Source organism: Parendozoicomonas haliclonae (assembly GCF_900174585.1).
GTDB lineage: Bacteria > Pseudomonadota > Gammaproteobacteria > Pseudomonadales > Endozoicomonadaceae > Sansalvadorimonas > Sansalvadorimonas haliclonae.
The window spans coordinates 283,593-308,238 of sequence record NZ_FWPT01000007.1 but is presented as its reverse complement, the minus strand read 5'-3'; the positions used below and the strand labels follow the sequence as shown (position 1 = coordinate 308,238).

General features: G+C 52.5%; 21 protein-coding genes. 9 read left to right on the top strand and 12 right to left on the bottom strand.

Annotated features, from left to right (window positions below; translation table 11 throughout):
* Positions 1-103: 103 nt before the first annotated feature.
* Complete coding sequence (locus EHSB41UT_RS16300; RefSeq protein WP_133060545.1) at positions 104-856, bottom strand: hypothetical protein; 753 nt, start codon at positions 854-856, stop codon at positions 104-106.
* A gap of 315 nt (positions 857-1,171) precedes the next feature.
* Between EHSB41UT_RS16300 and EHSB41UT_RS16295 the strand changes: the two genes are divergently transcribed.
* Positions 1,172-1,558 carry a DUF2541 family protein gene (locus EHSB41UT_RS16295; protein ID WP_087111717.1) on the top strand — a complete coding sequence of 129 codons (387 nt, stop codon included), beginning with the start codon at positions 1,172-1,174 and terminating at the stop codon, positions 1,556-1,558.
* 59 nt (positions 1,559-1,617) lie between these two features.
* On the opposite strand, the gene EHSB41UT_RS16290 is transcribed toward EHSB41UT_RS16295, so the two are convergent.
* Positions 1,618-3,972 carry an autotransporter domain-containing protein gene (locus EHSB41UT_RS16290; protein WP_133060544.1) on the bottom strand — a complete coding sequence of 785 codons (2,355 nt, stop codon included), beginning with the start codon at positions 3,970-3,972 and terminating at the stop codon, positions 1,618-1,620.
* Positions 3,973-4,142: 170 nt separating this feature from the next.
* Positions 4,143-4,598, bottom strand: a complete 456-nt coding sequence (locus EHSB41UT_RS16285) for a DUF3010 family protein (protein ID WP_242667341.1) — start codon at positions 4,596-4,598, stop codon at positions 4,143-4,145.
* Positions 4,599-4,724: 126 nt separating this feature from the next.
* Between EHSB41UT_RS16285 and EHSB41UT_RS16280 the strand changes: the two genes are divergently transcribed.
* A complete protein-coding gene (locus tag EHSB41UT_RS16280; RefSeq protein WP_165767294.1) occupies positions 4,725-6,014 on the top strand; it encodes an MFS transporter in 1,290 nt (429 codons plus the stop codon).
* Positions 6,015-6,017: 3 nt separating this feature from the next.
* On the opposite strand, the gene syd is transcribed toward EHSB41UT_RS16280, so the two are convergent.
* The 6 genes from syd to EHSB41UT_RS16250 all read right to left on the bottom strand — a co-directional run bounded on the left by syd (position 6,018) and on the right by EHSB41UT_RS16250 (position 11,550).
* The gene (syd, locus tag EHSB41UT_RS16275; protein WP_087111711.1) at positions 6,018-6,569 is read right to left on the bottom strand and encodes a SecY-interacting protein; all 552 of its coding nucleotides are present in this window, start codon (positions 6,567-6,569) and stop codon (positions 6,018-6,020) included.
* Between the two features lie 9 nt (positions 6,570-6,578).
* The gene (locus EHSB41UT_RS16270; protein ID WP_087111709.1) at positions 6,579-7,214 is read right to left on the bottom strand and encodes a CDP-alcohol phosphatidyltransferase family protein; all 636 of its coding nucleotides are present in this window, start codon (positions 7,212-7,214) and stop codon (positions 6,579-6,581) included.
* Positions 7,207-7,857: an ATP-binding cassette domain-containing protein gene (locus EHSB41UT_RS16265; protein ID WP_087111707.1), complete on the bottom strand. Its 651-nt coding sequence runs from the start codon at positions 7,855-7,857 to the stop codon at positions 7,207-7,209. Before EHSB41UT_RS16265 ends, EHSB41UT_RS16270 begins: the two co-directional genes overlap by 8 nt.
* Complete coding sequence (locus tag EHSB41UT_RS16260; RefSeq protein WP_087111705.1) at positions 7,854-9,599, bottom strand: ABC transporter permease; 1,746 nt, start codon at positions 9,597-9,599, stop codon at positions 7,854-7,856. The genes EHSB41UT_RS16265 and EHSB41UT_RS16260 overlap by 4 nt, the downstream gene beginning before the upstream one ends.
* Positions 9,599-10,795: an ABC transporter substrate-binding protein gene (locus EHSB41UT_RS16255; RefSeq protein WP_165767293.1), complete on the bottom strand. Its 1,197-nt coding sequence runs from the start codon at positions 10,793-10,795 to the stop codon at positions 9,599-9,601. The genes EHSB41UT_RS16260 and EHSB41UT_RS16255 overlap by 1 nt, the downstream gene beginning before the upstream one ends.
* A 170-nt stretch (positions 10,796-10,965) precedes the next feature.
* On the bottom strand, positions 10,966-11,550 hold the full coding sequence (locus EHSB41UT_RS16250; protein WP_087111703.1) for a gamma-glutamylcyclotransferase family protein: 585 nt from the start codon (positions 11,548-11,550) through the stop codon (positions 10,966-10,968).
* Between the two features lie 258 nt (positions 11,551-11,808).
* On the opposite strand from EHSB41UT_RS16250, the gene EHSB41UT_RS16245 reads away from it, so the two are divergent.
* Positions 11,809-13,824, top strand: coding sequence for an F-box protein (locus tag EHSB41UT_RS16245; RefSeq protein ID WP_133060543.1), 2,016 nt, complete (start codon positions 11,809-11,811; stop codon positions 13,822-13,824).
* 172 nt (positions 13,825-13,996) lie between these two features.
* Positions 13,997-15,454 carry a Na+/H+ antiporter NhaC gene (gene nhaC / locus EHSB41UT_RS16240; protein WP_242667340.1) on the top strand — a complete coding sequence of 486 codons (1,458 nt, stop codon included), beginning with the start codon at positions 13,997-13,999 and terminating at the stop codon, positions 15,452-15,454.
* Positions 15,455-15,519: 65 nt separating this feature from the next.
* On the opposite strand, the gene rihA is transcribed toward nhaC, so the two are convergent.
* The 3 genes from rihA to EHSB41UT_RS16225 all read right to left on the bottom strand — a co-directional run bounded on the left by rihA (position 15,520) and on the right by EHSB41UT_RS16225 (position 17,900).
* Positions 15,520-16,455, bottom strand: coding sequence for a pyrimidine-specific ribonucleoside hydrolase RihA (gene rihA, locus EHSB41UT_RS16235; protein ID WP_087111697.1), 936 nt, complete (start codon positions 16,453-16,455; stop codon positions 15,520-15,522).
* 123 nt (positions 16,456-16,578) lie between these two features.
* Positions 16,579-17,322 (bottom strand): sporulation protein, encoded by a 744-nt coding sequence (locus EHSB41UT_RS16230; RefSeq protein WP_087111695.1) that lies wholly within the window; start codon positions 17,320-17,322, stop codon positions 16,579-16,581.
* Between the two features lie 35 nt (positions 17,323-17,357).
* The gene (locus tag EHSB41UT_RS16225; RefSeq protein ID WP_087111694.1) at positions 17,358-17,900 is read right to left on the bottom strand and encodes a lipocalin family protein; all 543 of its coding nucleotides are present in this window, start codon (positions 17,898-17,900) and stop codon (positions 17,358-17,360) included.
* A 439-nt stretch (positions 17,901-18,339) separates the two neighbouring features.
* Between EHSB41UT_RS16225 and EHSB41UT_RS16220 the strand changes: the two genes are divergently transcribed.
* From EHSB41UT_RS16220 to EHSB41UT_RS16200, 5 genes are all read left to right on the top strand, one after another.
* The gene (locus tag EHSB41UT_RS16220; RefSeq protein ID WP_087111692.1) at positions 18,340-20,061 is read left to right on the top strand and encodes a BCCT family transporter; all 1,722 of its coding nucleotides are present in this window, start codon (positions 18,340-18,342) and stop codon (positions 20,059-20,061) included.
* 89 nt (positions 20,062-20,150) lie between these two features.
* A complete protein-coding gene (locus tag EHSB41UT_RS16215; protein ID WP_087111690.1) occupies positions 20,151-22,028 on the top strand; it encodes a DUF294 nucleotidyltransferase-like domain-containing protein in 1,878 nt (625 codons plus the stop codon).
* Positions 22,025-22,774: a 3'-5' exonuclease gene (locus EHSB41UT_RS16210; RefSeq protein WP_087111688.1), complete on the top strand. Its 750-nt coding sequence runs from the start codon at positions 22,025-22,027 to the stop codon at positions 22,772-22,774. The genes EHSB41UT_RS16215 and EHSB41UT_RS16210 overlap by 4 nt, the downstream gene beginning before the upstream one ends.
* Before the next feature lie 95 nt (positions 22,775-22,869).
* Entirely contained in the window at positions 22,870-23,139 is a 270-nt protein-coding gene (locus tag EHSB41UT_RS16205) for a class I SAM-dependent methyltransferase (protein WP_087111687.1), read from the top strand.
* Positions 23,140-23,199: 60 nt separating this feature from the next.
* A complete protein-coding gene (locus tag EHSB41UT_RS16200) occupies positions 23,200-24,591 on the top strand; it encodes an HNH endonuclease domain-containing protein (RefSeq protein ID WP_087111685.1) in 1,392 nt (463 codons plus the stop codon).
* Positions 24,592-24,646 lie beyond the last annotated feature (55 nt).

Below are 24,646 nucleotides of genomic sequence, written 5' to 3'. Positions count from 1 at the left end.
GCCAAAGTGACAGAGAGCACTTAAAAAAATGCCCGGCGAACCGGGCAATAGTGGGGAGAGACGGTGCTCGCACGCTGTTGGGCGCGTGGCGAGGTAAGAGGGTTTAGGCGGTAAACTCCTGAGTTAACCGGGCCAGCCATTGGCTCTGGTGTTGTTCAATATCTGTTAATCTTTCAGCCTGGCTGTCCCGAGCCGTTGTCAGCTGTTGCAGTTGCTGTTCATAGCCACTGGTGTCCTGATGATCTGCTTTCAGTCGGCTGATCTGGTTTTCAATCGTATCAATACGGCCAGACAGTTGTTCATGGTGCTCTCTGCGCAGAGCGTTTTGGGTCTCCACTGCCTGTCGGATCAGAGCCAGACGCGGCTGAGGATCTTTGGCTTCTGCCAGACTGGCGGCCAGCTCATCACACAGGCTGCCAATCATGTTGCTCAGGCCTTCCTCCCGCTCCATATGGGCGTTTTCCAGCTTGCTCATCTGGATATTTGCATCCATCAGTTGCTGCTTCAGCTCATCAATTCGATCTTCCAACTCATCCATATATTGTTCAGGGTTGAGGGTTTCCGAGTTTATGCTGTCCGTCGTACTCCCAGCTGAATCCTGACGCAGAAGATTGTTGTTATCCGGCTGAACCAGTGTGCAGCTACGACTGAACAGGCTGGTCGGAATCAGTGCTGCAAAAGTATTAGTGAGCCATTGCGTCAGATCATGCCAGGCTTCGACAAACCGGTGACCGATGCGACCACTGTTCTTTGAACTGGCAGCTTGACCGTTTATATAACCGCTGGTCTGCGTAGCACTCTCGCTCGACCTCAAGCCTGAACCTAAGCCGGTACATAGTGTTGATCTGAACGCCATAACTCACCCCAGAAGATTTGTTTTTTGCTGTTACTTTCAAGACTAAGCCCGGCAGCGATTTTGCGTTATTAGACTTAGGTTGGCTTTTAAGAGTGAGCAGGCTGAACGCTACGACCTTGGTCTGAGAGTGTGGTGGACAGAGTATTTGGCGTGGAGTTTACGGGCGTTTATCTCGCTTTTGGTGGGTGTATGCCTTTTTGTCTGGCATTTTGTTGATTTTGTACACGGATTGTACGAAATAGTTCTGTCTATCGGCTTCACATACACTGCCCGCCACTGGATTTCTCCCTAAACGATTGTTGACAGGTCTTACCCATGAAGAAGTTAATCGCTCTGGTTCTGATGAGCATGGTCAGCGTTGGCGCTTTCGCCGATGACTGGAAAAAGCTCGGTGAGCGCAAAGTCTCTTTCAAGAGCGAGAAGGATGTTATCCACGTCAGCGGCTTTAAGGGCAAGTACAAGAAGATCTCCCTGAAGGTGGAAGATGCGCCGATCTACCTGAAGCGTATCACTGTGTTCTTTGGCAATGGTGAAAAGCAGCAGTTCTTCACCAACAAGCGCATTGAGCGTAACCAGCGCACTCCGGTGTACAAGCTGCTGGGCGGCGAGCGTGTGATCAACAAGGTTGAGATGAGCTACCGCACTGCGTTGGGTAGTAACTACAAGTACGCAGAAGTAAAGCTGTACGGTCTGCGTGACTAATTGATTGCTAAATAAAAAGGGAGCTTCGGCTCCTTTTTATTTGAGCTGGACAGGGCTTATTAGAATACCCAGGTCGCCGTCGTGGTGATCTCTTGGGCTCGACTGTGCGAAGAACTATTCAGGGTATAACCCACAGTCCCGCTGGTTGGCAGATAGGATCGGGTGGTACCGTTTAACGTCAGCCCCAGATGGTATTGCCAGGTATGTTTATCTAGTGCCGGGGATGTTAACCGGACCGGCTGTTGAGACCCCGAATAGGCGAGCAGGGTATTCTTCATGGCGCGGCTCCCCCAAACGGTGGAATAGCCGAGAGAGATATCTGTCTGCCAGGTGCATGATGTGGTTCCGACCCGCCATTGTGGCCCCGTCAGAGAAACGGCCGGTGTCGCCTGCCAGTAACGTTGGCTGTTACCACTGATGTGCAGTTGCAGGCCTTGAGCCTGAGCCAGATAACTGCCTTGATGAATCCCCCACCAAGCCAGTTGCAGCTGTGGCTGAATTCCCCACTCTCCCAGCATCATGGGCGCAGAGATGCCTGTCTGAGCGACAGTCAGATGGCTGTTGCTATGTGTAAACATACGTTCGGATGGCAGCTGTTGTTTCTGATGGTGCTTCCCCTGCTGATAGAGAATCTGACTGCTGATCCTGAATCTGTGGATGCCTGTTTCACCCGAGATAAAATAACTACGATAATCGGCATGTCCCTTGACCTGTTCCGGCAGCTTGTGGGTCTGACTATTGCTCTCACCCGCCGCATATCCTGCACTTAATTGTCCATCGGTCAGTTGCCGTTGTAGCCGAAAGCCCAAGCCTTTGAAATCAGCCAGCCATTGTTGGTGGAACCCATACAGTCGGTATCCATGCCCTTTCTGTGAACTTATAAATGGGAGCATTTGAAACTGCAGTGCTGGTGGGGGCATGTCATCGCCGCTGTTAATACCCATCCAGGGCTGTTGGTGGATTGTCGTGTCAGTGTTTTTTGGCTGGAATGATTGCAGAAGTTGGCCGGCAAACTGCTGATCCATCATGGTAATGGGAAGGGCTTGGTGAGGCAGATAATTTAAGGGGGCTGGTATGGAAGTCATAGGTGGTGTCGGGACAGGTTGAGATGGCTGTGGAGGTGGGGATGGTTCAGAAGGCTGAGGTGGTTCTGGAGGTTCGGGGGGATCAACAAGTTCTGGTATTGTACGGGCCACAGTACCAAGCAGGTAGTTATCATGATTTTCAGATTCGGACTGATCAAATGTTAGAAGGTAGCCCTCTGAATCTGTGACGGGGGTCAGGTTATTAAGGGCGTAGTGAAGGATATCTGTGTTGGAACCTTCAGTTTTTAGCAGCACATAGGTTTTGGACTCTCCAGGCATTAACGGATCATTAATCAGCCCCTGCAGTGTGCCTTGACCAGAAAGCAAGAGCTGACCACCTTCTTCTACGGTCAAGGGAATCACGGATGCTGTGCCACTGTTCTGGTATTCCGCAATAAGCGGTATCTGCCAGACTCCCTGTTCAGTAAATGACAGAGATAATGTCGCGCCGGAACCAATGGTGGAACCTGCCTGTGGGGAAAACCGGGTATCTGCGTTCTGAAAGAATAATTTCATATGTCCGGCTGTTAATGCCAGCTTGCTGTTAATCTGTGATCCCGCATCAAGATCAAGAAATAAAAGGGCCGCAGGTTTCTGGAGCTGAATCGGTCCATTCAATTGAATGGTCTGAGGATTCACTGGCTGGCTTTCACTGGTCCGGGTGCCGATCTGGCTGATAGTCACACTGGGCTGGGCATTGATAACGATTGCCATATCGGCTTTGGCATTCACCGTAAGCGGGGCGTTGATATGGACAGTTCCTCCGGCGTTATAAATGGCCTCTCCGCCTCCGGATATATTGATTGTGGTGGATCCATCAAGATAGATATTGGAATCTCCCAAAGGAAGGGTGAAAAGCCCTATGGCGTATTGCCCTCCGGTTGATATAAAGAGCCCCCCACGAAATGTTGTATTACCTGAACGGTGTTCAACCGGGTTGTCGAAATCACCGTGCATGGTGATTGTCACTGGATCCTGAAAGTTGAGTGTGCTGTTTCCTCCAGACAACCTCAGACCGTAATTGTCGGATAGTCCCTCCGCCGCTGTTATAGTGATCGGGCCAACGAGCTGGGTTGTACTTGTGTTCAGGGATTCTATGGCTGTCTGGTAGTTCGCCTGTAATAGAATATTGAGCCTTTCGACGTTGCCTGAGAGTGATGAGTTATCAACGGTAATAATCGTGGAGGGATCCTGATCGGAACCTGTAAAACTTACATCGCCAGATAGGAATACGGGACTGCCTTGTGAGGCCTTGATGGGGGTGGTGTAGTGCCCAGAGCCAATATATTGCTCGTCTGCTGTTGCTGTGGTTACAGTGACAAGACCCATAAGCAGCGTTGGCCAAATGAATGTAACGGCACCAAAAGTATTATTCGACAACGGTTAACCCAGCCCTGAATCTTGATCCGTGAATACTATAGAAGAGCAATGCGGCTGGTTGTGCAGGAAGAGGGAAGCAGGGCATCCTGATGGATGCCCGGATAGGAAGGTGTTGCCTGTTAGCGACGCATGTTCAACCAGGCAAAGCCGGTCTGGAAGGCGGCGTCCTGGAACTTCTTCAGGCCGGCTTCCACTGCACTTACTGGTGGTGGCGTGTGCTTCAGTTGTTCCTTGATGGCCTGAGGGGCGATCAGTTCAACCTTCAGGTTATCGATCAGCTGGATGGCGGTCTCAATCTTGAAACCATCTGCGCCGCCGGCAAACTTACCTTTCTTTGGACGCTCACGGATCACAACGTGAGTGACTTTGTAATCTTCCATCAGCTTTTTAAAGGTGCTCTGGAAGTGACGCATCTTCTCGGTATCGCCACCCTGCAGGGCCAGTCGGGCGGCACGACAGTCGTGGGTGGTCATCAGACCACTGTCCATGGACATAAGGCAGAACAGAGCTTCACTGCCCTGGATTTCAACACTGCACAGTTTGATGCTTGGCTTGGATGCGCTGAGTTCAGACATGATTCAGGAAATACGATAGAGACAAAACCGGCATTATAACCTGTTGCGCACTGTTAATACCCTCCGTGACTGTATTTCTTTTCATCACCCTCTATAGTCTTTGCGCTGAATAGGGGAGTTGGTCGGGTGAATAACGATAACCAAAAGGAGGCTGGCAGCAGCACGGCCACGCTTTCATCGTCCAAGGTCGTGGCGATTGTGGCACTGGGCGGTTTTCTGGAAGTCTACGACTTTATTATTTATGCCATGCTGGCCGGGTATCTGGCCGATCACTTCTTTCCTGCCGCCGAACCTGTTGTTGCCCTGCTGCTGACTTTTTCCACCTTCTCCATTGGTTATCTGGCCCGGCCGCTGGGTGGGTTGGTGTTTGGTCATATCGGTGATCTGTTCGGCCGTAAGCGAACCTTTGCTGTCAGTGTGCTGCTGATGGCAGCCAGTACATTTGGTATTGCCGTGCTGCCTGGTTATGACGTACTGGGGTTGGCGGCTCCTGTTCTGCTGACTTTGCTGCGGTTGATGCAAGGTTTTTCGATTGGCGGCGAAGTGCCAGGAGCGATCACCTACCTGCGGGAAACTCAGCGTTATCCCGGTTTGGCGACTGGCGCACTGACCTTTGCCTTTATTCTGGGTGTGGCCGGTTCTGCCGGTGTCCATGCATCTCTACTCAATGTCCTTGGCCCTGAAGTGGTGGCTGATTGGGGCTGGCGGCTGGCTTTTGCCCTGGGCGGCAGTCTGGGGGTAGTGAGCTTTTATATCCGCCGCCGTTTTCAGGAATCTCCGGCTTTTATTGCATTGCAGAAGGTGGGAGAGGATAGAGATATTCCAGCACGCACATTGGTCACCCAGCATGGTTGTACGCTAACTGGTGGGGTGATGGTGATGGCTATGGCAGGAGCAGCGGCCACGGTGTTGCTGGTGTTCGGGCCCAGCTATTACATTCGGGTTTTGGGTTATGACGCTCAGGTTGTCAGCCATGCCATTGCCGTATCGTCCGTTGCTATGTCACCTCTGTGCGTCTTTGGCGGCTGGCTGAGTGATCGGCTGTCTGGTGTGCGACTACCAGTCTCAATGGGTTTGTTGCTGGTACTGACGATGGTGCCGTTGTATGGCTGGTGGCAGGGTATAGAAGAGTTCTGGCTGATCAGCCTGCCGGCCGCTGCAGGGGCTGCGTTGCTGACTGGAACCATTCCGGCTTATCTGGGCAGGTTGTTTCCGGTGGCTGTCCGCTACAGCGGTGTCGGGCTGACCTATAATCTGGGTATTTCTGTGTTTGGCGGATTGGCGCCACCGCTCATTATGTGGCTGATTGCAATCACCGGACAGATGACCATGCCGGGCTATTATATGGCCGCTATGGGATTGCTTGGGCTAGCCGGAGCCTATTTGCTCCGGCAAAGCCCGATCTGGATTCGTTAAGAATTAACGCTGAGTCGCTTCCAGGCTGTGAATAAAGGCCGGGATGGAGTCTGCCAGTTTACGGTGAGGATTCTGGCCAACCCGTTCTGCCCACACTTCACCACTTTCATTGATGACCGAAATAATAATTTCATCATCGTCAGTCACTGCGATAAAGAAGGTTTCCGGCTGGCGGCGTTTGCGTTTCATCATGGCATGGCCGATCAGGTTTTCCTGCAATCGGTTAAAGTCTTCCTGATTCCAGACCTGTAACAGTTCCAGATCACCGTCTTCACTGCGAGCCGACAGGTGATAGCTATAAAAGCTGGCGTAATAGCTTTTCAGATCGGGATGCAGGGCCAGATTCAGAGCATGCTCCATACCGGCAAAGTCCAGTTCCTGATTTGTAGTTTTTGGCTGCCAGAACACTTCACCATGACCAGCCGCACCCTGTTCACAGGGAGAAGGCCACTCTTCATCCTGCTCAATAGTCGGCAGCTGACCGCTGGCCTGACGGATGTTATCCAGATAACGCTGATGGAACTGGCTTAAAGCATCGATCACTTCATTCGACATGCAGGTTTCTCAATCGGATTCGGGTTTGGCCTGTGCAGACACTTTACTGAGAGTCTGATAACCGCCATAGATACGGGTGGCCGTGGTAATCAGGCAGAGTATGCCAAAAATTGTGGCCAGAGTGGGAAACGCCTGAGGCCAGATGCAGATGGCCACATAAAACAGGAGTGTTTCGGTGCCCTCGGTCAGACCGCCCAGATAATGCAGGGATTTATTATCAAACTGCACCCGTTCCAGCTGATGCTTTTCGGCCATAATGGCAAAAGCCAGAAAGCTGCTGCCGGTGCCAATAAAGCAAAAAATCAAAAATGCAGCGGCAAGAGCATTCTGTGCTGGGTTGGCGAGGGCAAAGCCGAGAATAACCAGCGAATAGAACAGAAAGTCGAGGGTGATATCAAGAAAGCCACCGGCATCGGTAGGTTGACCCATCCGCGCCAGAGTTCCATCGAGGCCATCCATAATTCGGCTCAGCAGAATCACCACCAAAGCCGGGATATACCATTCCAGTAACAGCAGTGGCAGCGATAAGGCGCCTATGCCAAAACCCAGCAGCGTTAGCTGGTCGGGTGTGATTCGTCCGTGCAGCTGCTTTGCCAGACTTTTTAAAGGTGCCTGTATCCATGCATGGGTCCAGCGATCAATCATTCTTTACACTCACAGTGTCGTTGGTTTCCAGGGTGATTATACGCTCCGGACAGTCCTGACGATCATGGGTAACCAGCAGGGCAGGGATGTTGCGCTGTTGAATCGTGGTAAAAACAAACTCTCTGACCTGCCCTCGCAGATGCGCATCCAGTTTGGAGAATGGCTCATCCAGCAGCAGAGCTTTCGGTTCTGCCAGCAGGGTGCGCATCAGGCTGATGCGTGCCCGCTGTCCACCGGAAAGCTGGCTGGGTGCATGCTTGTCATAACCCTCCAGCTGAGCTGCACGTAAAGCGTTCTGAATCCGATGTTGGCGTTCACTTCGGGACAGCCCGGCCGGCAGCCCAAAAGCCAGATTATTCTCCACGTTCATATGAGGGAATAGCAGGTCATCCTGAAAAAGCAGGCCAATCCCCCGTTGCTCCATCGGCCGATCTGAAATCCTTTCTCCGGCCAGCATTACGGTGCCGGAACCGGTGATACCCTCCGGCAATGCACCGCAAAGCCAGGCCAGTAGCGTGGACTTGCCACAACCGCTGGGTCCCATAATGGAAGCAATTTCCCCTGGCGCAACCGACAGGGATAGTTTATCGATAAGTAAACGCTTACTGGCACGAAGGCTGACATCTGAAATTTCAAGGCTCACGATGGCACCTCGCTATGGGGAAGTGATTGGGAGGTGCGTCGTTGCTGCAGCTTTTGCAGTAATCTTGGTAGAAGAAGCGCCAGACTAAAGAACACCAATGGCACCACCATCTGTAAAACAGCATACAAAGAGAGCAGACGACGATTGCCGCCGGAAGACAGTGCTACGGCTTCAGTGGTCAGTGTTTCATAACGGCCGGCTCCAGCCATCAGGGTCGGCAGATAGAGAGCCGTACTGACCGCAATGCCGAGGGCGAAGGCGGTTAGCAGTGGCGAAAGCAGCATTGGTAGCTTGACCCGCACAAAGGTTCGTACCGGAGAGCCCGACAACAGCAGACCCGCCTGGGTATAGCGTTGATCATACTTTTGCCAGGGATCGGCCAGACTCAGGTAACAGTAGGGAAACACATAGATCAGATGGTAGAAGACAACGGTAGTCCATTGCCCATCCAGATGCAGAGCCACCAAGGGGGTCTGCAAACCCAGCAGGAGAGACATCTGCGGCAGCAGTAATGGCAGGTAGAAAAATGCCAGATGCAGTCTGTTGAACCGACTTTGGTTTGCAGTGCGAAACTCCAGACATACCAAAGAAAGCAGAAGGCTTAGCACAGTGCTGGCCAGGGCAATGGTGAGGGTTGAGAACAGTGGTTCATAAACACCGTCGAAATAACGACTCCAAACCCGCAAGGACAAGTCAGCAGGTAGAAGGTCTGGGAAGCGCCAGCGCCAGCTGAACGACCAGATAACAATAATCAGCAGACTCAGGAAAGCCAGCAACAGGCTTAAACTGGGAAGTAAACGACTACTGACTTGGATGAAGGGGCGGCTTTTGCCCCGGTAGCCATTCACCAGCCAGGTGCTGCTCAAACGGACCATGACTTTCTCGATGGATAACCAGAGCAGCAACGATAAACCGGTCAGTACCATCAGAGTCAGAGCCCCGGCAGCAGCTGGTAGCGCCATCAGAAGGTCAGGGTCCTGCTGCCAGTGCAGAATCTGAACCGGGAAAAGGGGGGGCAGGGTTGGCCCGATAATCAGCGAAACATCTACCACCGACAGGGAGAAGGCCAGCACAATTAAAACGGACAGGCGGATTTTTGGGTACAGCACGGGCCAGACCAGCTTTAGCCAGCACTGCCAGGCACTGTAGCCCAGAGATTGGCCGGTCAGCAGCAGGCGCTGGACGGGAGTCTGGCTCACTGCGGCAATCAGCATTAGGCAAAGAAAAGGGGCTTCCTTTAATACCAGCGCCAGGATCAAACTAAAACCGTAGGGATCATTCACGGTGAGTAGATCAGGAGGGTGTTGCCAGCCCATCGGCCCTGCCAGCAGACGGCTCAATAGTCCGCTGGGTGATAACAGAAACACGACACCAATAGTGAGAGCCGAATGGGGAATGGCCAGTAAAGGCGACAGCAGTCTTTCGGTCAGCGTCCAGAACCGGGTTTTCCAGCAGGTTGCCAGAAACAAAAAGCTCAGCAGTAAAGAGAGGATGGTTGCCGCGAAGCCGGTAAACAGTGTGGTGAACACCATCTGCCCGAGCGCTGGGGTCTCCCACAAAATCTGCCAGGGTTCCAGGGAGAAACTCTCTTTGCCCAGTGCAGGTAGCCAGCCGAAAGAAGGTAACAGAATACCACTCAGGCCAATCAGGGTGAGCAGGGGAAACAGCCAGGGAATAAGGCCGGCCAGCGAGTGGACGAGCCGGCGCTGTGGGCGACCGGCTGCAAAAGGGGATGCGGACATTAACGGTAACGCTTCAACCAGGCCTGTTCCAGGGCATTCATCCAGCTGGCATCAGGCTCTTGCAGGGCGGTTCCCAGCTGCTCCTGACTTAGTGTGGCAATGCCATCTTCCTGGTCACGGAACTGCTGCTGTTGCTGCAGTGGCAGTTTGCTCAGAGACAAAACGGTTGGATCGCCCCAAATCTTTGGGTTGGCTTTACGCAGTTGGGCTTCCGGCGACATCAGGAAGTTAATGGTCACTTCAGCGGCCGCTTTGGCAGAGGCATTGTAGGGAATGGCCAGGAAGTGGCTGTTACCAATCGTGCCGGCTTTATGAACATAGGTGCGAACGGTTTCGGGCAGCAAACCATCATGAATAGCTGTGGTAGCGGTGCTGGGGTTAAACGTCTGGGCGAAGGCAATCTCACCATCATCCAGCAGTGGCAACATCGCGGAAGAGCTGGCCGGGAAGGTAGCACCCTTGCGCCAGAGTGTGGGATGCAGCGCGTCGAGGAATGCCCACAGTGGCTGGGTGACCTGTTCAAAATCATCACCGACAGGCTGCTTGAGACGTTTGGCATCCGGTGCCAGTTCAATCAGAGCCTGCTTTAAAAAGGTGGTGCCGATAAAGTCCGGTGGAGCCGGGTAGGTAAACAGCCCCGGGTTCTTTTGAGAGAAGGCCAGAAGCTCCTGCATGGAGGTTGGTTTCTGACTAACCCGGTCGGTGTCCACCATAAATACCAGCTGAGCCATACCCCAGGGGGCTTCCAGCCCATCAACGGAATGACCAAAGTCTTCTATCGTGGTGGGCTTTTCAACAGGATCAATAAATTGCCAGTTCGGCAGGTTCTCGACAAAAGGACCATGCAGAAGCTTGTTGTCTTTCATGGCCCGAAAGTTTTCGCCGTTGATCCACATAATATCAACGCTGCCACCACTTTCCCGTCCGGCAGACTTCTCGGCCACGATTCGGCTTACTACGCTGGCGATGTCGTCCACTTTGACATGCTTCAGAGTTATGCCGTAACGCTCGTTTAACTCTTCCCCGGCCCAGTCCAGATAACTGTTGATATTCTCACTGCCGCCCCAGGCATTCATATAAACCGTCTTGCCTTTCGCCTGTTCCAGTGTTTGTGGCCAGGTCTCTGCCCGGGTGAAAGAACTCAGTACCAGCAGTGCCAGTATGATGAGATGGGTCAGCAGTGTTTTTCTTGGCATAAGCCTGTCCATGGGTTCCGTCGCGTACCGGCAAAATTATGCCAGTCGTATTCAGCAAATAACAATAACCGCTTCTGTTCTGCCCATCGGAAGAATAGAAGACAATAGCAGGTGAACCATAGGATACGCAGGCAACGGTGTTTGGATTCACAGTTGCCAGAAATAAAACCCTAGTCGTCGAGACGAACACCCAGGCGGGAAGACAACCAGCTTCTGCGCCGGCCTTTTAATCGGGAGCGGATCATGGTCGCGATATAGCGATCCAGCAGATTGGACAGTATTGGGATATGAACACTGTCTACCGACATCAGCCACTGAATGTAACTCTCGGGTAATTGGTTCTCCCGGGCACCGGCAATAATTTTGTGGAGATAGCGGCGAGAGGGGGAGAGCCCCTGCACTGGATCCCGGGTGATATAGGTAAAGCAGGTCAGGGGACCATGGTCTGGGGTTTCAACCGTGACAGGAACGACTTGATAACCGGAACCTTCCGTTGCGTGCAGGCGTTCCTGATCTTTCTCACTGAGCTGATAAACCATACCGTGAACCTGACTGTCGGGATGACTGTCCAGTGAGGCAAATGCCGGTTCCAGAAACCCCAGGCCTTTGTGATTGAAAGTCAGCTGGTAGTGATTCAGAACACCGTTTGTCGACCATAAGGGTTGCAGGCCACGGCGTACCTCTCTCACCTCATGGTTCAGATTGGAGCCATAGGCAAAATAGTAGGCAGTGGATGAGGATGGCGTTTCAGACATACAGCTAATGATACAGCATTAGGAGACAGGCTTCGGTAGTTGTCAGAAAATCACGCAGGAAGGTGCTGCCCATAGCCTTATCCACTGCCTGTGATTTGCGAAGAGGTTAGACCATGGCACTCAGCGCAGAACGCCTCGGGAATGGTTTTTGTAACAGGCTGGTCAGTGGTCTGAACGGGAGCAGAGAACGTTTATCACCGTGGCTACTCCATAGGCTCATGCCCTCGGGCACAAGATGGTTGGGAGGAGAGCCGCTGAATGGACGTGACAGGTACAGCTACAGCTGTTGTGCAGGCCTCTGGTGAGCCAATGGAGACAGGGAGCAGGGTGGTTTCTCAGCAATCTCATCGTTTTATGGGATTGCCGCTGGAGATCATCACTCATATTGCCCGCTTTCTTCCCCAGCGGGATATCCTGACTTTTTCACTTCTGGATAAAACCTGCTTTGCGTTGGTGCGGGATGCCCGGCTGCAAGAGCGCGCCTTTGCCAGGCGTAATGGAGGGACGCGTTTACCTCGCTGCTTTCAGGTCGACAGTTATGGGCATGCCATGAAGCCCTGGTTCCAGCGGATGGATCCGGAAGCGACGGCTGAGATGGATGGGGCAATGAATACGTCTCACTTTCCCTTTCTGGTGAATTACGGCGTTGCCCGTGCCCTTGCCAATACCCAGCACTTGCAACTGCGCTCGGTGTTGTCCACCCCGCACTCTGGTCGGCTGAGAACGCCATTTCTGTGTCTGTCTCCGGATGGACAACATCTGGCTGTGTACCGGGCAAACCCTGCTCCCACTCCGTCAGAGGTGGTATTGTTGGCGATTGGAGGTACCCGTAAACCAAGTGAGGTTGGGTGTCTTACCCATCATGTCACTCTCGGTGGCTGTCGATTTTCTGAAGACGGTAAAACCTTTGCCACGTTGGCCCTGGATGATGATATGCACTGTCTTCATCAGCAGGACACAGGGCGCTGGGGTGGGCAGGAGAGATTGGTGACCGGAAAATTCAACCATGGGCAGCCTTGCCATGTGGAGTCTAATCACATTCTGACCATGGCTGCGGTAGAAAACCGGGGGATGGGTACAGGTATTTTTTGTTGGCAAAGGGATAACAATCTTGTCTGGCAATCCACCATGCTTCCGATGGATAAGCAACAGCGGGTGACTCCGCAGATCAGTGCCGACAGCCAAATGCTGTTAAGTTACAGGAATGAGTCGGGCAACGAGCCGTTTCATCCAAACACCACGGCCGTGCTTTGGCAGAAGCAGGCATCCGGTAGCTATAGGATGAGTGATACGCATTCACTGCAGGATAATTTGCAGGCGGCTACTTTTGTTGGGAATAAAGCCTTGCTGCTGCAAACCCGCAGTGAGATTTTTTTGTTACGGATTGGAGAGCAAGGTGAGCTGATCGAACGGGCCAGGCTACCTGTTCCTATGCGAGCCAGTGGCACCCGGCGATGTCGCATCACTTTCAATGCCGTGAAGTGCGGCTTCTTTGTTCATGATGATGACCAGCATACGGTCCGATATGTCGGGATTAGTGAGCAGGGTGATGTGCAGGAAGGACAGGCGTTAGCTTCTTTGCCGGTGATGGCACTGTACAACACCCGCTGTATCGTCAGCTCAGATGGTAAACATCTGGTGATCGAGAATGGTCAACAGGTGCAGGTGATCTCAGAAAATGAACAGAAACAGTGGCAACAGAGCCTTGGCCCTTTTCCGTCACCGTCCCGCAATATTGTATTCAGCCCCGATCAGCAGCATATGGTGTTACGTCACTGGGCACATCGGCCGCATACCGGAAATCGTTTGTTGCCCCCGCCTCAGGGGCAAATGGATCAGTCACACCTTTATAAAGAGGCGCAGGTCTATACGTTTCAGAGAACTCGCTGCCAATGGCTGGTCTCAGGTATATTGAAGGGGGCAGGCAGTCTTTTTCATGTCGCTTTTAGTCCGAATGCCGAGATGCTGGCCACAGCCTGCGGAGACCGCTATGCCAGAATTTATGGAAAAGATCAAAATCGGCAGTGGTTTGAGAAAGCACGCATGGTATTTCGTTATCCGGTGATTAATACCACGTTTACCCTCGATAATATTCATCTGGTCGCCACTACAATAGATGATCGACTTCACTATATTGCGATCAGCAAGGCACGAACGATGCCACCTTTCACTATGGAAACCCGGCAACAAGCCGCCAAACGCAAGCTGGGGGACAACGCACAATCGGGCCGTGGGAGCAGGCAAAAAAGGAGGTCTGTTTCCCACGAAGTGTGATGGCACATATCTATGAAACGACACTTTCTGCCTGTTGGTAATAGATAAGTGCAGAGATTTTGATGTATTCAATAGTAGTGGTATTCCGCTGCTTAATTCTGTACTTTTCCCGCGAAATGAATACTTTATAGTGTTGATGCCGATTCGGTGCCGGCTTTGGAGGGCCGCACTTATGTCACAAGCGATGCACCATCCTGACTCTTCCCCTGACCAGCCTTCCCGGGAGCCCACATTTAACCAGGCCTTAATCACTTTTTCTGCCATTGTCGCCATCATTGGTATCGGTCTGTTTTACCTGTCGACCAGCCTGCACAGCCTGATGCTGGGCTGCCTGATTGTTGCGGGCAGCAGTGTTTTGTATCTGGGCTATGACTATAAAGCTGTGCGCGAAGCGATGAATGAAGGCATACGTGGTGCCCTGACTGCGATTTATATCTTTATCATGATCGGGGTGCTGATTGCTGCCCTGATTGAGAGCGGAACACTAGCCTCATTAATTTATCTGGGCGTGCAGTTTATCGAGCCGGCCATATTCCTGCCGGCCGGATTGGTGCTGTGTAGCCTGATGTCTGTGGCGACAGGTACCAGTTGGGGCACAGTTGGAACTGCCGGGGTGATCCTGATGGGGATTGGCTCGGCGATGAACTTTCCTCCGGAGCTGGTGGCCGGGATGGTGATTTCTGGTGCCTGTTTTGGGGATAAGATGTCTCCGGTATCGGACACCACCAACCTTGCAGCTATGTCGTCCGGAACGCCTTTGTACCAGCATATGCGCAGTATGTGTTACACAACGGTTCCCGTTTATATTCTGGTTCTGGTGTTGTTTACCTGGCTGGGGCTGGATTACAGCAATGAGCCTATGCCGGCCTCCGAGCTGGCGGTGCTGAATACCGCTCTGACCGAAACCTTTAATATCAGCTGGCTGGCGATTATTCCGCTGCTGGTTATGTTGATGCTTAGTGCTTTTCGAGCACCGGCTGAGGTGGCGATGATGGCTTCTGCCGCCAGCTGTATTCTGCTGGCAGTAACCCTGCAGGAACGTGCGTTTGGTGCGGTACTTAACAGCCTGTTCAGCGGCAGTGATATCCGCTCCGGTGTGGAAGTGCTGGATGGTTTATTAGGGCGAGGCGGGATTTCCTCCATGATGTGGACCCTGTCGCTGGCACTGATGGCGCTGGCATTGGGCGGTATCTTGAATCATTTTGGGTTTCTGCGGGTTCTTATCTCCGGTATTTTGAAACGGGTAAAGCGTAGTGCCAGCCTGGTAGCCACCACCATTGTCAGTTGTTTTGTCGGTAACGGCAGTATGGGCGAAGCTTATATGACTCTGATTCTGGGCGGCCAGCTGTTTGGGGATGCCTATGATAAGCAGGGGCTGGATCGTTCCGTTTTGAGCCGGTCTCTGGAAGAGGGCGCAACCCTGACCGTGGCATTGATTCCCTGGACCACCGGTGGCGCTTTCTTCGCTTCAACCTTGGGTGTTCCGGTACTGGAATACGCGCCCTGGGCGCTGTTGAACTGGTTGAACCCGCTGGTGGCTATTGCGTTTGCCTATCTGGGAATTGGGCTGTTTAAGGCTGGTGTGGCCGCTGAACAACCTGCTTTGGATAGAGCCCGCAAAGCGGCTTGAGTGGGAATTGAATAGGGCCGCTGAGCGGCCCTTGATGTTTTCAGGAAGTCTAATCGATCAGCACTTCAGGAGTAGTGAGCCAGTCGCTCAACCATCCAGTCGACAAATGCTTCCCGCTGCATATCTGTAACCACTGTCGTATTGGCTGGCTTGCCGGTGAGCTGGTAGTAGTCCACAACCGTCATGCCCTGAGTGTATTCACCCTTGGTTTCGACACCAACCCAGCATTCACGGCTGGTAAACATCTCAGGCTTCACCAGCCAGGCGATGGTGCAAGGGTCATGCAGCGGTGCGCCTTCAAAGCCCCACTTCGGATCCCGGTGGTAAATCATAAAGAAGTCGAGCAGTTCTGCCGTGAGCTGTGAAGCCGGGTTGCCCAGAACACGAATGCGTTCAATATCCTCTTCCATAATCTGCGCCTGATGGGTGACGTCCAGACCGCACATCACTACCGGGATGCCTGATTTAAACACCATATCAGCCGCTTCCGGATCAACGAAAATATTGAACTCGGCCGCCGGCGTCCAGTTACCCAAGGCTGCTGCACCGCCCATAATCACGATGCGTTCAATCTTGCTGTGCAGCTCTGGATAGCCAGCCAGTAACAGTGCGACATTGGTCTGCGGCCCGGTAGCAACCAGAGTGACCGGTTGGTTGGCTTCGCGCAGGGTTTTCGCCATCAGTTCGACTGCTGTTATAGCTTGTGGAGCGAAGGCCGGTTCGGGAAGCTGTGGGCCATCCAGGCCGGATTCGCCATGCACATTATCGGCAATGATCAGTTCGCGGTTCAGTGGCTTAACCGCGCCGCCAGCAACAGGAATATCTCTTCTGTCCAGATAGGTCAGCAAACGCAGCGCGTTGCGCAGGGTTTTATCCGGGGTCTGGTTACCGGCACTGGTGGTGACAGCCAGCAGTTCCAGTGCCGGGCAGGCAAGAGCAAGAATCAAGGCGATGGCATCATCATGGCCAGGATCACAATCAAGAATAATCGGGCGAGGCATGGTGGCTCCGAGAGGGGGATAAAAGCGGCTAAGTGAATCGGATAATGACAGCCGAATTTAAGCAGAAGCTGGGGACTCTCGGCTCAACAACCGCAGGCGCAGTGTTGAGCCGAGCAAATGGCCTCAGCGTAACAGCTGTTCCAGCTGATAAGGCACGTGGTTAAGGCCTTCCGGTGTATGAGGGATAGTTAAAGAAGCATAGCTGTCTCCCCGGAAGGAACGGTCCAGCTCGATCAGCACATGGGTTTGCCCGGCTTCTGGAATAAAAGACAGTTCTACTTCTTTCACCCCAAAGAGTGAGACGGAGCGGGGGCGGAATTCGATTTCCTGATAGATGCCGGAATGGGAACTGAAGTTGCCGCCCTTCAGATGACCTTTTTCTACATCCGCTTTGGCCATGAAATACCCGGCATTTTCCATCGCCGCCATGCAGCTCTTCATAGCATCGTTCGGGTAAATATAGAGTGGGTCCCGGTCTGAGGCATCCAGAGCCATATCGATATTTAAGCCGGTTGCCAGCCAGACTTCACACTGATTGTTGGTAACAGGCAGCTCTGTGACTGGGGTTTCATTGTGAAGCTTGCCGGTAAAGGGCAGGCGAATCACCTCTTCGGCCTTCAGGGTAATCTGGTCAGAGAGTCGCCACTGTTGAATCACATGGCTGACAAAGCGTTCGCCGTCGTCTGTTTCGGTTTTGGCGCGGGTCATTAAAGCCAGATCCAGACCGGACAGATCCTGATCGACATTGCCACCGGTAATCACAATCTCTGCCTGAAAGGTTTGTCCCGGCAGAAGGTGCTCGGTATGAAGGATGGTATCCACCTTGGCGGCGCCAATGCCGACAGAAGCCAGAAGTTTCTTGAACATAACGATTCCTTGTACAACTTATAAAGAAAGCATGGTTACTGGACTGCCGGGCATTCGCTCCCGGTTTGATTAACGCGAATCAGGGCCTTGCTATCAAAACCCAGCGACTCAGCTTTGTCGAGAAAACGTTGGTAGCTTTGCTCGCTGACCTTGGGTGTTCGGGATAAAAACCAGAGGTAGTCTTTGTTCGGGCCAGAAACGTAGGCGTATTGGTAGTCTTTTTTGTCCAGATCAAAGACGACATAAGAACCATAAAACGGGCCAAAGAAAGACACCTTCAAATGACCGATACCAGGTGAGCCGATAAAATAGGCTTTGCCCTGAGCCTCTTTCCATTCGTTATTCTCAGAGGAATACCCGCAGTTGAGCACATCAATACCGCCATCCTTACGCAGGGTGTATTGCGCAGAGATATTCGACAGCCCACGTTCAAATGAGTGATCAAGACGGGCGATTTCATACCAGCGGCCGAGGTAGCGATCAGCTTCAAACCCGGAAACTGGGGTAACATCTTCCGGCAAACCGGTACAGCCCGCCAAGGTGAGGGCGATAAGGGAGGCAAGAATAAGCTGTTTCATTTTATTGATTCTCACAGCGGAGTCTTTTACAGGATTTTAATCAGTCCGATGCCGAACTGCACTCGCTGTAGAGCAGATATGAGTGCAGAAAGCGCATATTAATGCCTCTGTTTACTGATCTAGGTCATGGGTGTAGTGGTTTTGCGCAGTCGTTGTGTTGCATTACGTATGAGTGACGGAAGATAATTAAGCCGTGATAAAAGTACGACTCCGTCCTCCCAGTTTTGGGGTGATCGTGATTCAAGTAGTAACAATTACGATTGTGTAAGCGATAAGGCTTTCCGGTCTGTTCGTAAGGCTGGGACTGGTAAAGAACCAGAAACCAGTTAAAGCTCCCCGAATAGTCCGCTGACTCTCCTGTTATTCCGCATTTATTCTGTCAGCCACATTGAAAGGTGGTTGTACACGGTATTTGTGTGCGAAAAATAAACAGATGGTCATGCCCGTTCGCCCAGGTCGTATTCTGGGGGAGTTCCATGTGAACGACAACAACGGTGGTATTCAACGCCCTGACGGTAAGGTTAAGGCGATTGATACGGATTATCAGGTTGGGCAGGATAATATTGCCCTGAAAGTTGGCCCGCTGGGGCTGGATATTCATAACCGGGTCTTTGCGATTTCCGGTCTTTTAATTGTTCTGTTCGTTGTGCTGACGCTGACTTTCCAGAACAGCATCGAACCTTTCTTTACCGGTCTGCGGAATTGGCTGACGTCCAGCATGGACTGGTTCTTTATTGCATCATCCAACTTCTTTGCTCTGGTCTGCCTGGGGTTGATCTTCACTCCGCTGGGTCGGGTGCGTATCGGTGGTACCGAAGCTAAACCGGATTACGGTTATGCTGGCTGGATGGCGATGCTGTTTGCTGCCGGTATGGGTATTGGTCTGCTGTTCTTCGGTGTGTCCGAGCCGATGTCCCACTTCAGCTCAGCGCTGGGTGGCGTCAGCATGGAGAACGGTGTACGTACCGACTGGGCTCCGCTTGGCGGTGCTGAAGGTGATGCCGCAGCCGCACAGGCTTTGGGCATGGCGGCCACTATTTACCACTGGGCTCTGCACCCTTGGTGTATCTATGCCCTGTTGGCTTTGGGATTGGCGATCTTCTCCTTTAATAAGGGATTGCCTCTGACCATGCGCTCCATCTTCTATCCGCTGTTTGGCGAGAGAATCTGGGGTTGGACTGGCCACGTGATTGATATTCTCGCGATCATTGCCACCATTTTTGGTCTGGCAGCGTCCCTTGGATATGGTGCTTCTCAGGCGGCTTCCGGCTTGAATTTCCTGTTTGATGTTCCTTTTACGGACAACACCCAGGTTCTGCTGATTTTGGGCATTACCGCGCTGGCACTGATCTCTGTGGCGAAAGGTCTTGATGGTGGTGTGAAGCGTCTCTCCGAGATCAATATGGGGCTGGCGGCATTACTGCTGGTGTTTATTATTGTGGCGGGGCCAACGGCTGCACTGATCAAAGGCTTCTTTAACAATATCGTGACTTACCTGGAATATATTCCGGCGCTGTCTGTGCCGTTTGGCCGTGAAGATGCCAACTACTCTCAGGGCTGGACCGCATTTTATCTGGCCTGGTGGGTATCCTGGTCACCATTCGTCGGTATGTTTATTGCTCGTATCTCCCGTGGCCGTACCGTACGTGAGTTTGTGGTCTGTGTGATTCTGATTCCGTCCACCGTATGTGTGCTCTGGATGACTGCATTTGGTGGTACCGCCATGCATCAATATATCCACGACGGTTATCAGGCAGTCTTTAATGCCGAGCTGCCACTGAAACTGTTTGCCATGCTGGATGTGATGCCAATGGCTGAGATCACTTCTGTGGTGGGTATTGTGCTGGTGGTGGTGTTCTTTATTACCTCTGCGGATTCCGGTTCTCTGGTTATCGACACCATTGCGGCCGGCGGCAAGGTGAATGCACCAACCGTACAGCGGGTTTTCTGGTGTAGCTTTACCGGTCTGGTGGCGATTGCTCTGCTGCTGGGCGGTGGTTTGGCGGCGACACAGGCCATGGCGGTGACGACTGGTCTGCCGTTTACCATGGTGCTGTTGCTGGGTACTTTCTCATTGATCAAAGGGTTGATGAGCGAACCGAGAAAGCCGGCCAGTAAGCCTTCCGGTAAATCTGGTCCACTGCCAAGCGCGGCTAAATAAATACGGCGCTGGTCTATCGAAAAAGGGGCTTTGTGCCCCTTTTTTCGGTCATACCTTCGACACCAACTTTATGTTTGACGGAAGCAAAGATGGAAGCGGAACAGCTGGAAGTCCTCAACTTTATCGCGCAGTACCCGCCCTTTGACGAACTGCCGGAAGAGACGCAAAAGGAGATCGCTCTTAACGCGGAAGTCGCCTACTACCGTGCGGACAGCATGATTCTCAACCTGGGTGATAGCATCCATGACCTCTACCTGATTCGCAGCGGTATGGTTGAGGTCTACCGGCATGATGGTGAACTCTATAACAGACTCGACCGTGGCGCGGTGTTTGGCCATAAAGGCCTGTTGATGAACAACAAGGTGCGTATGCCGGCCAAGGCGATTGAGGATACGCTGGTCTACTGCATTCCCGATGCCCTGTTCAAAAGTCTTTGTGATGAGTTTGACCACTTTGCCGACTACATGGAGTTACAGGATGGCAACCAGCTCCGCAACGCTATCTCAACCCGTGCCAAAGGCAATGATCTTACGACAGTGAAAGCCCGTAAGCTGATTAGCCGGGAGCCGGTCAAGGTCGCGCCGGATATCTCTATTCAGGCTGCTGCCCGGTTGATGGATGAGGAAAACGTCACTTCTTTGCTGGTGGTTTGCCAGCAGGATGAACAGCATGAAGATGCCGACACACTGTTGGGTATTCTGACTGAGCGTGATCTCTGTGTGCGGGTGCTGGCTGCCGGCCTGGATAGAGATGCCACTGTAGCCGAGGTGATGAGCACCGATGTGGTCTCGGTGGATTACAACACCTACGTTTTTGAAGCCATGCTGATGATGTTGCGTTACAACCTACATCACCTGCCTATTCTCAAGGACAGAAAGGTTATTGGCATTATCGGGATGACCGATATCGTTCGCCACGAATCCCAGAACAGCCTGTTGCTGGTTCACTCACTGTTTACCTGCCATACCGTTGATGAGTTGAAAGCTGTTTCACGACAGGTGAAAGACTGCTTTGTTCGTATGGTGGATGAGGATGCCAACGCTCATATGGTGGGCAGTGCCATGTCGGTGATTGGGCGCAGCTTTAAACAGCGTCTGGCAGAAATTGCCGAAGAGGAGCTGGGCCCGCCACCTGTTCCGTATTGTCTACTGGCCATGGGTTCCATGGCCCGGGATGAGCAGTTAATCGTCACCGATCAGGATAACGCCCTGCTGCTTGATGACAGTTACGACGAAGCTCTGCATGGCGAGTACTTTGAGAAGTTCGCCGGCATTATTTGTGATGGTCTGGATGCCTGCGGTTACAGCTACTGCACCGGCGGTATTATGGCTTCCAATCCCAAATGGCGTATGACCCACACCCAGTGGGAAGAGTGTTTTGCCAACTGGATTGATCACCCCACACCGGAAACCCTGCTGAACTCTTCTATCTTCTTCGATATCGAAGGCGTCTATGGTCGTGTGAAGTGGGCCGAGCAGCTGCACAGTTTTGTTATACGACGTGCCCGCCGTAACAGTCGGTTCCTGGCCTGTATGGCTCATAACGCCGTGATGCGTACACCGCCGCTTGGGTTCTTTAAGGATTTTGTGATGGAGCAGGATGGCCGCCATCGCAACTCCATTAACCTTAAACGGCGTGGAACTGCTCCTTTAGCCGACCTTGTGCGTGTGCATGCCATGGCTGTGGGATCGCTGGCGAAAAATTCCTTTGAACGACTGGATGACATTATCGCAGCTGGCATTCTGCCCAAAGGTCGGGCTCAGGACTTGCGTGATGCCATGGAACTAATCTACATGGTGCGCATTCGCCATCAGGCACTGGATGTGGAACAGGGCGAACAACCGGACAACAGTGTTGAGCCGGAAAATATGTCGGACTTTGAACGACGGAATCTTAAGGCTGCGTTCCAGATCCTCAGCAATGCTCAAAGCTTTATCAAATTCCGTTATCAAAGGAGTCACTCATGATCTCCTTATTGGGATCTAAGGCATGTGGCGAGGCTGAAGCTGATAGTGGTGAAACGATTAACTGGCCTGAGCGGTTTGCCGTGCTGGCAGCGGAAGCCAAAGACGTAAGGTTAAAACGTTTTTATGAAACCTCGCTGGTTGGACCGGAAACGCCCATCAGTCAGGTGCCGTTTGTGGCATTGGATTTTGAGACCACGGGATTGAAGCCGGATGAAGATGAGATCATCAGTATTGGTCTGGTGCCTTTTACCCAGCAGCGCATTCAGTGCAAAGGTTCAGCGCACTGGATTGTGAATCCGAATCGCCCTCTCAATGATGAATCCATCGTGATTCATGGTATCACCCACTCGGATTTGGAGCAGGCGCCGGATCTGGAGGTGGTTCTTGATGAAGTACTGGATGCACTGGCCGGCAAAGTTGTGGTCGTCCATTACAAGTGGATAGAGCGGGAGTTTATGGACCGGGCGCTGCGGGCACGGTTGGGGGAGGGGATACTCTTCCCGGTGGTGGATACACTGGATATTGAAGCGTCGGTGCAGCGAAAAGCGTGTAAAGGTTGGTTTAACAAATTGATGGGCAAAAAACCTGGTACGGTTCGGTTAGGCGGCTCTCGGGAACGTTACGGATTGCCGGCTTATCAGCCTCATCATGCTTTGACGGATGCGCTGGCAACGGCGGAACTGTTGCAGGCGCAGCTGGCGTGGCATTTTACGCCCGAAACCTTGGTAGGGGAGATTTGGCAGTAAGGCTTGGGCTCAGTTTATTATTACGAAATCGTCGTTCACTTCATCGGGCTGATATTGGATGATAGCGGAGTTGTAATTTATCTGGTCTGCAGGGAATGTCAGATTCTGAATCCACTCAGCAAAGTTATCGCAAGATCATTGCCCACTATTCATCACGGGCTGATGAGTTAGGTGCCCAATATGATGCCTTGCCTGCCACGCAGGTACACGGGCAATGGATGCATACCCTTCCGAAAGCGCCAGGTCTGGCGCTGGATATTGGTGCGGGCTCCGGCAGAGATGCCGCGTGGCTGAGTAGCCTTGGTTTTGATGTGGTGGCGGTTGAGCCGGCTGAAGGTCTGCGTAATCGGGCCAGAGAAACCTAGCGCGCTCATCCCATCCAGTGGCTGGACGACACACTCCCGGCACTTAAGAAAACCATTGCGTTGAATTATCGGTACGACCTGGTTCTGGTGAGTGCTGTTTTTATGCACCTGTTAACGGCCGATGAGCGTAAAAGAGCTTTTCGCAAGCTGGCCGGGCTGTTAAAGCCCGGTGGTCGTCTGGTTATAACCCTGCGTCATGGGCCTGAGCCGGAAGGGCGCCCGATGGCTGAAGTCAGCAATGATGAGCTGTTGGCGTTAGGGCGCACTCAGGCACTCGATGCACTGGGTTTTGGTACTACACAGGATGAGCTGGGCAGGGGTGATGTTTACTGGAGTTATGTGGTTTTTCAGTTGCCGGATGATGGCACTGGCGCATTGCCTCTGCTTCGCCACCTAATTCTTCTGGATGATAAATCCTCTACCTACAAGTTGGCTCTTTTGCAGGTGCTGGTGCGTATTGCGGACAGTTGTCGTGGAGCGGTACTCCGCCGCGATGAAGAGTTTGTGACGCTTCCATTTGGGTTGGTCGCTCTTTACTGGATCAAGATCTATAAGCCTTTATTGTTGGATAACCAGTTTCGGCAGCAGCCAGGAAACCTCAACTGTGGATTTGCTAAAGAGAGCTTTCAAAGGCTGAATCAGATTGGGCATGATCTCCGCCTGGGAGCTGTACTCAGTGGAGAGCGTGCCAAAATACTTTTTGGCGCTCTTCGCGATGTCAGAGCGACCATTAAGGATATGCCGGCCCGTTACCTCACATTACCTAACGACACAGCACCGGTATTCCCTTGTTATAGCGAAAAGATAAGAGCACCAGACAGCATAACTCTGGACCTTCAATTTCTTTCAGCCTTTGGTGAATTTCGAGTTCCCACTCATCTTTGGGATGCCATGACCCACTATGCCTGCTGGATAGAGCCTGCGATTAATAATGAGTGGTGCCAGATCATGATGAGCTACCACCGTCGGCAGGGTGAGGATGTGAGTCTTGGTAATCTGTTTCAGGCACTGACGTGGAAAAACGATGAGCGAACGACGACGGAAGTGCGTGCCATTGTTGAGCGTATGAAGCATTCCGGGCAGACTCCACAGTGTGTGTGGACTGGTAATTCACTGGCAAGAGCTAAGTATGAGGTTGATCACTGCTTCCCTTATGCCAACTGGTTTAATAATGACCTGTGGAACCTGATGCCTGCCACTGAGAAGGCCAATGGCAGTAAGAGCAATAAATTACCGGCGGGCGAGTTGCTGCTGTTATCGAAAGACCGCATTTTGGAATGGTGGGAAGGGGCGTATCAGACACCGGTGCTGGAAAGCCGATTCTTTACCGAAGCTATTGCCTCACTGCCGGGGATTCGGGAAAGGTCGCTGGGCAGTGTGTTTGATGGCGTGGTCCGGCAGCGGGTGCATCTCAAGCATGAGCAGAATATGCCGGAGTGGAGTTCACCTTGAAAGTGCTGATTAGCACCCGGGAAAAACTATTACCTTCCCCCTAGAGCGCACTCAG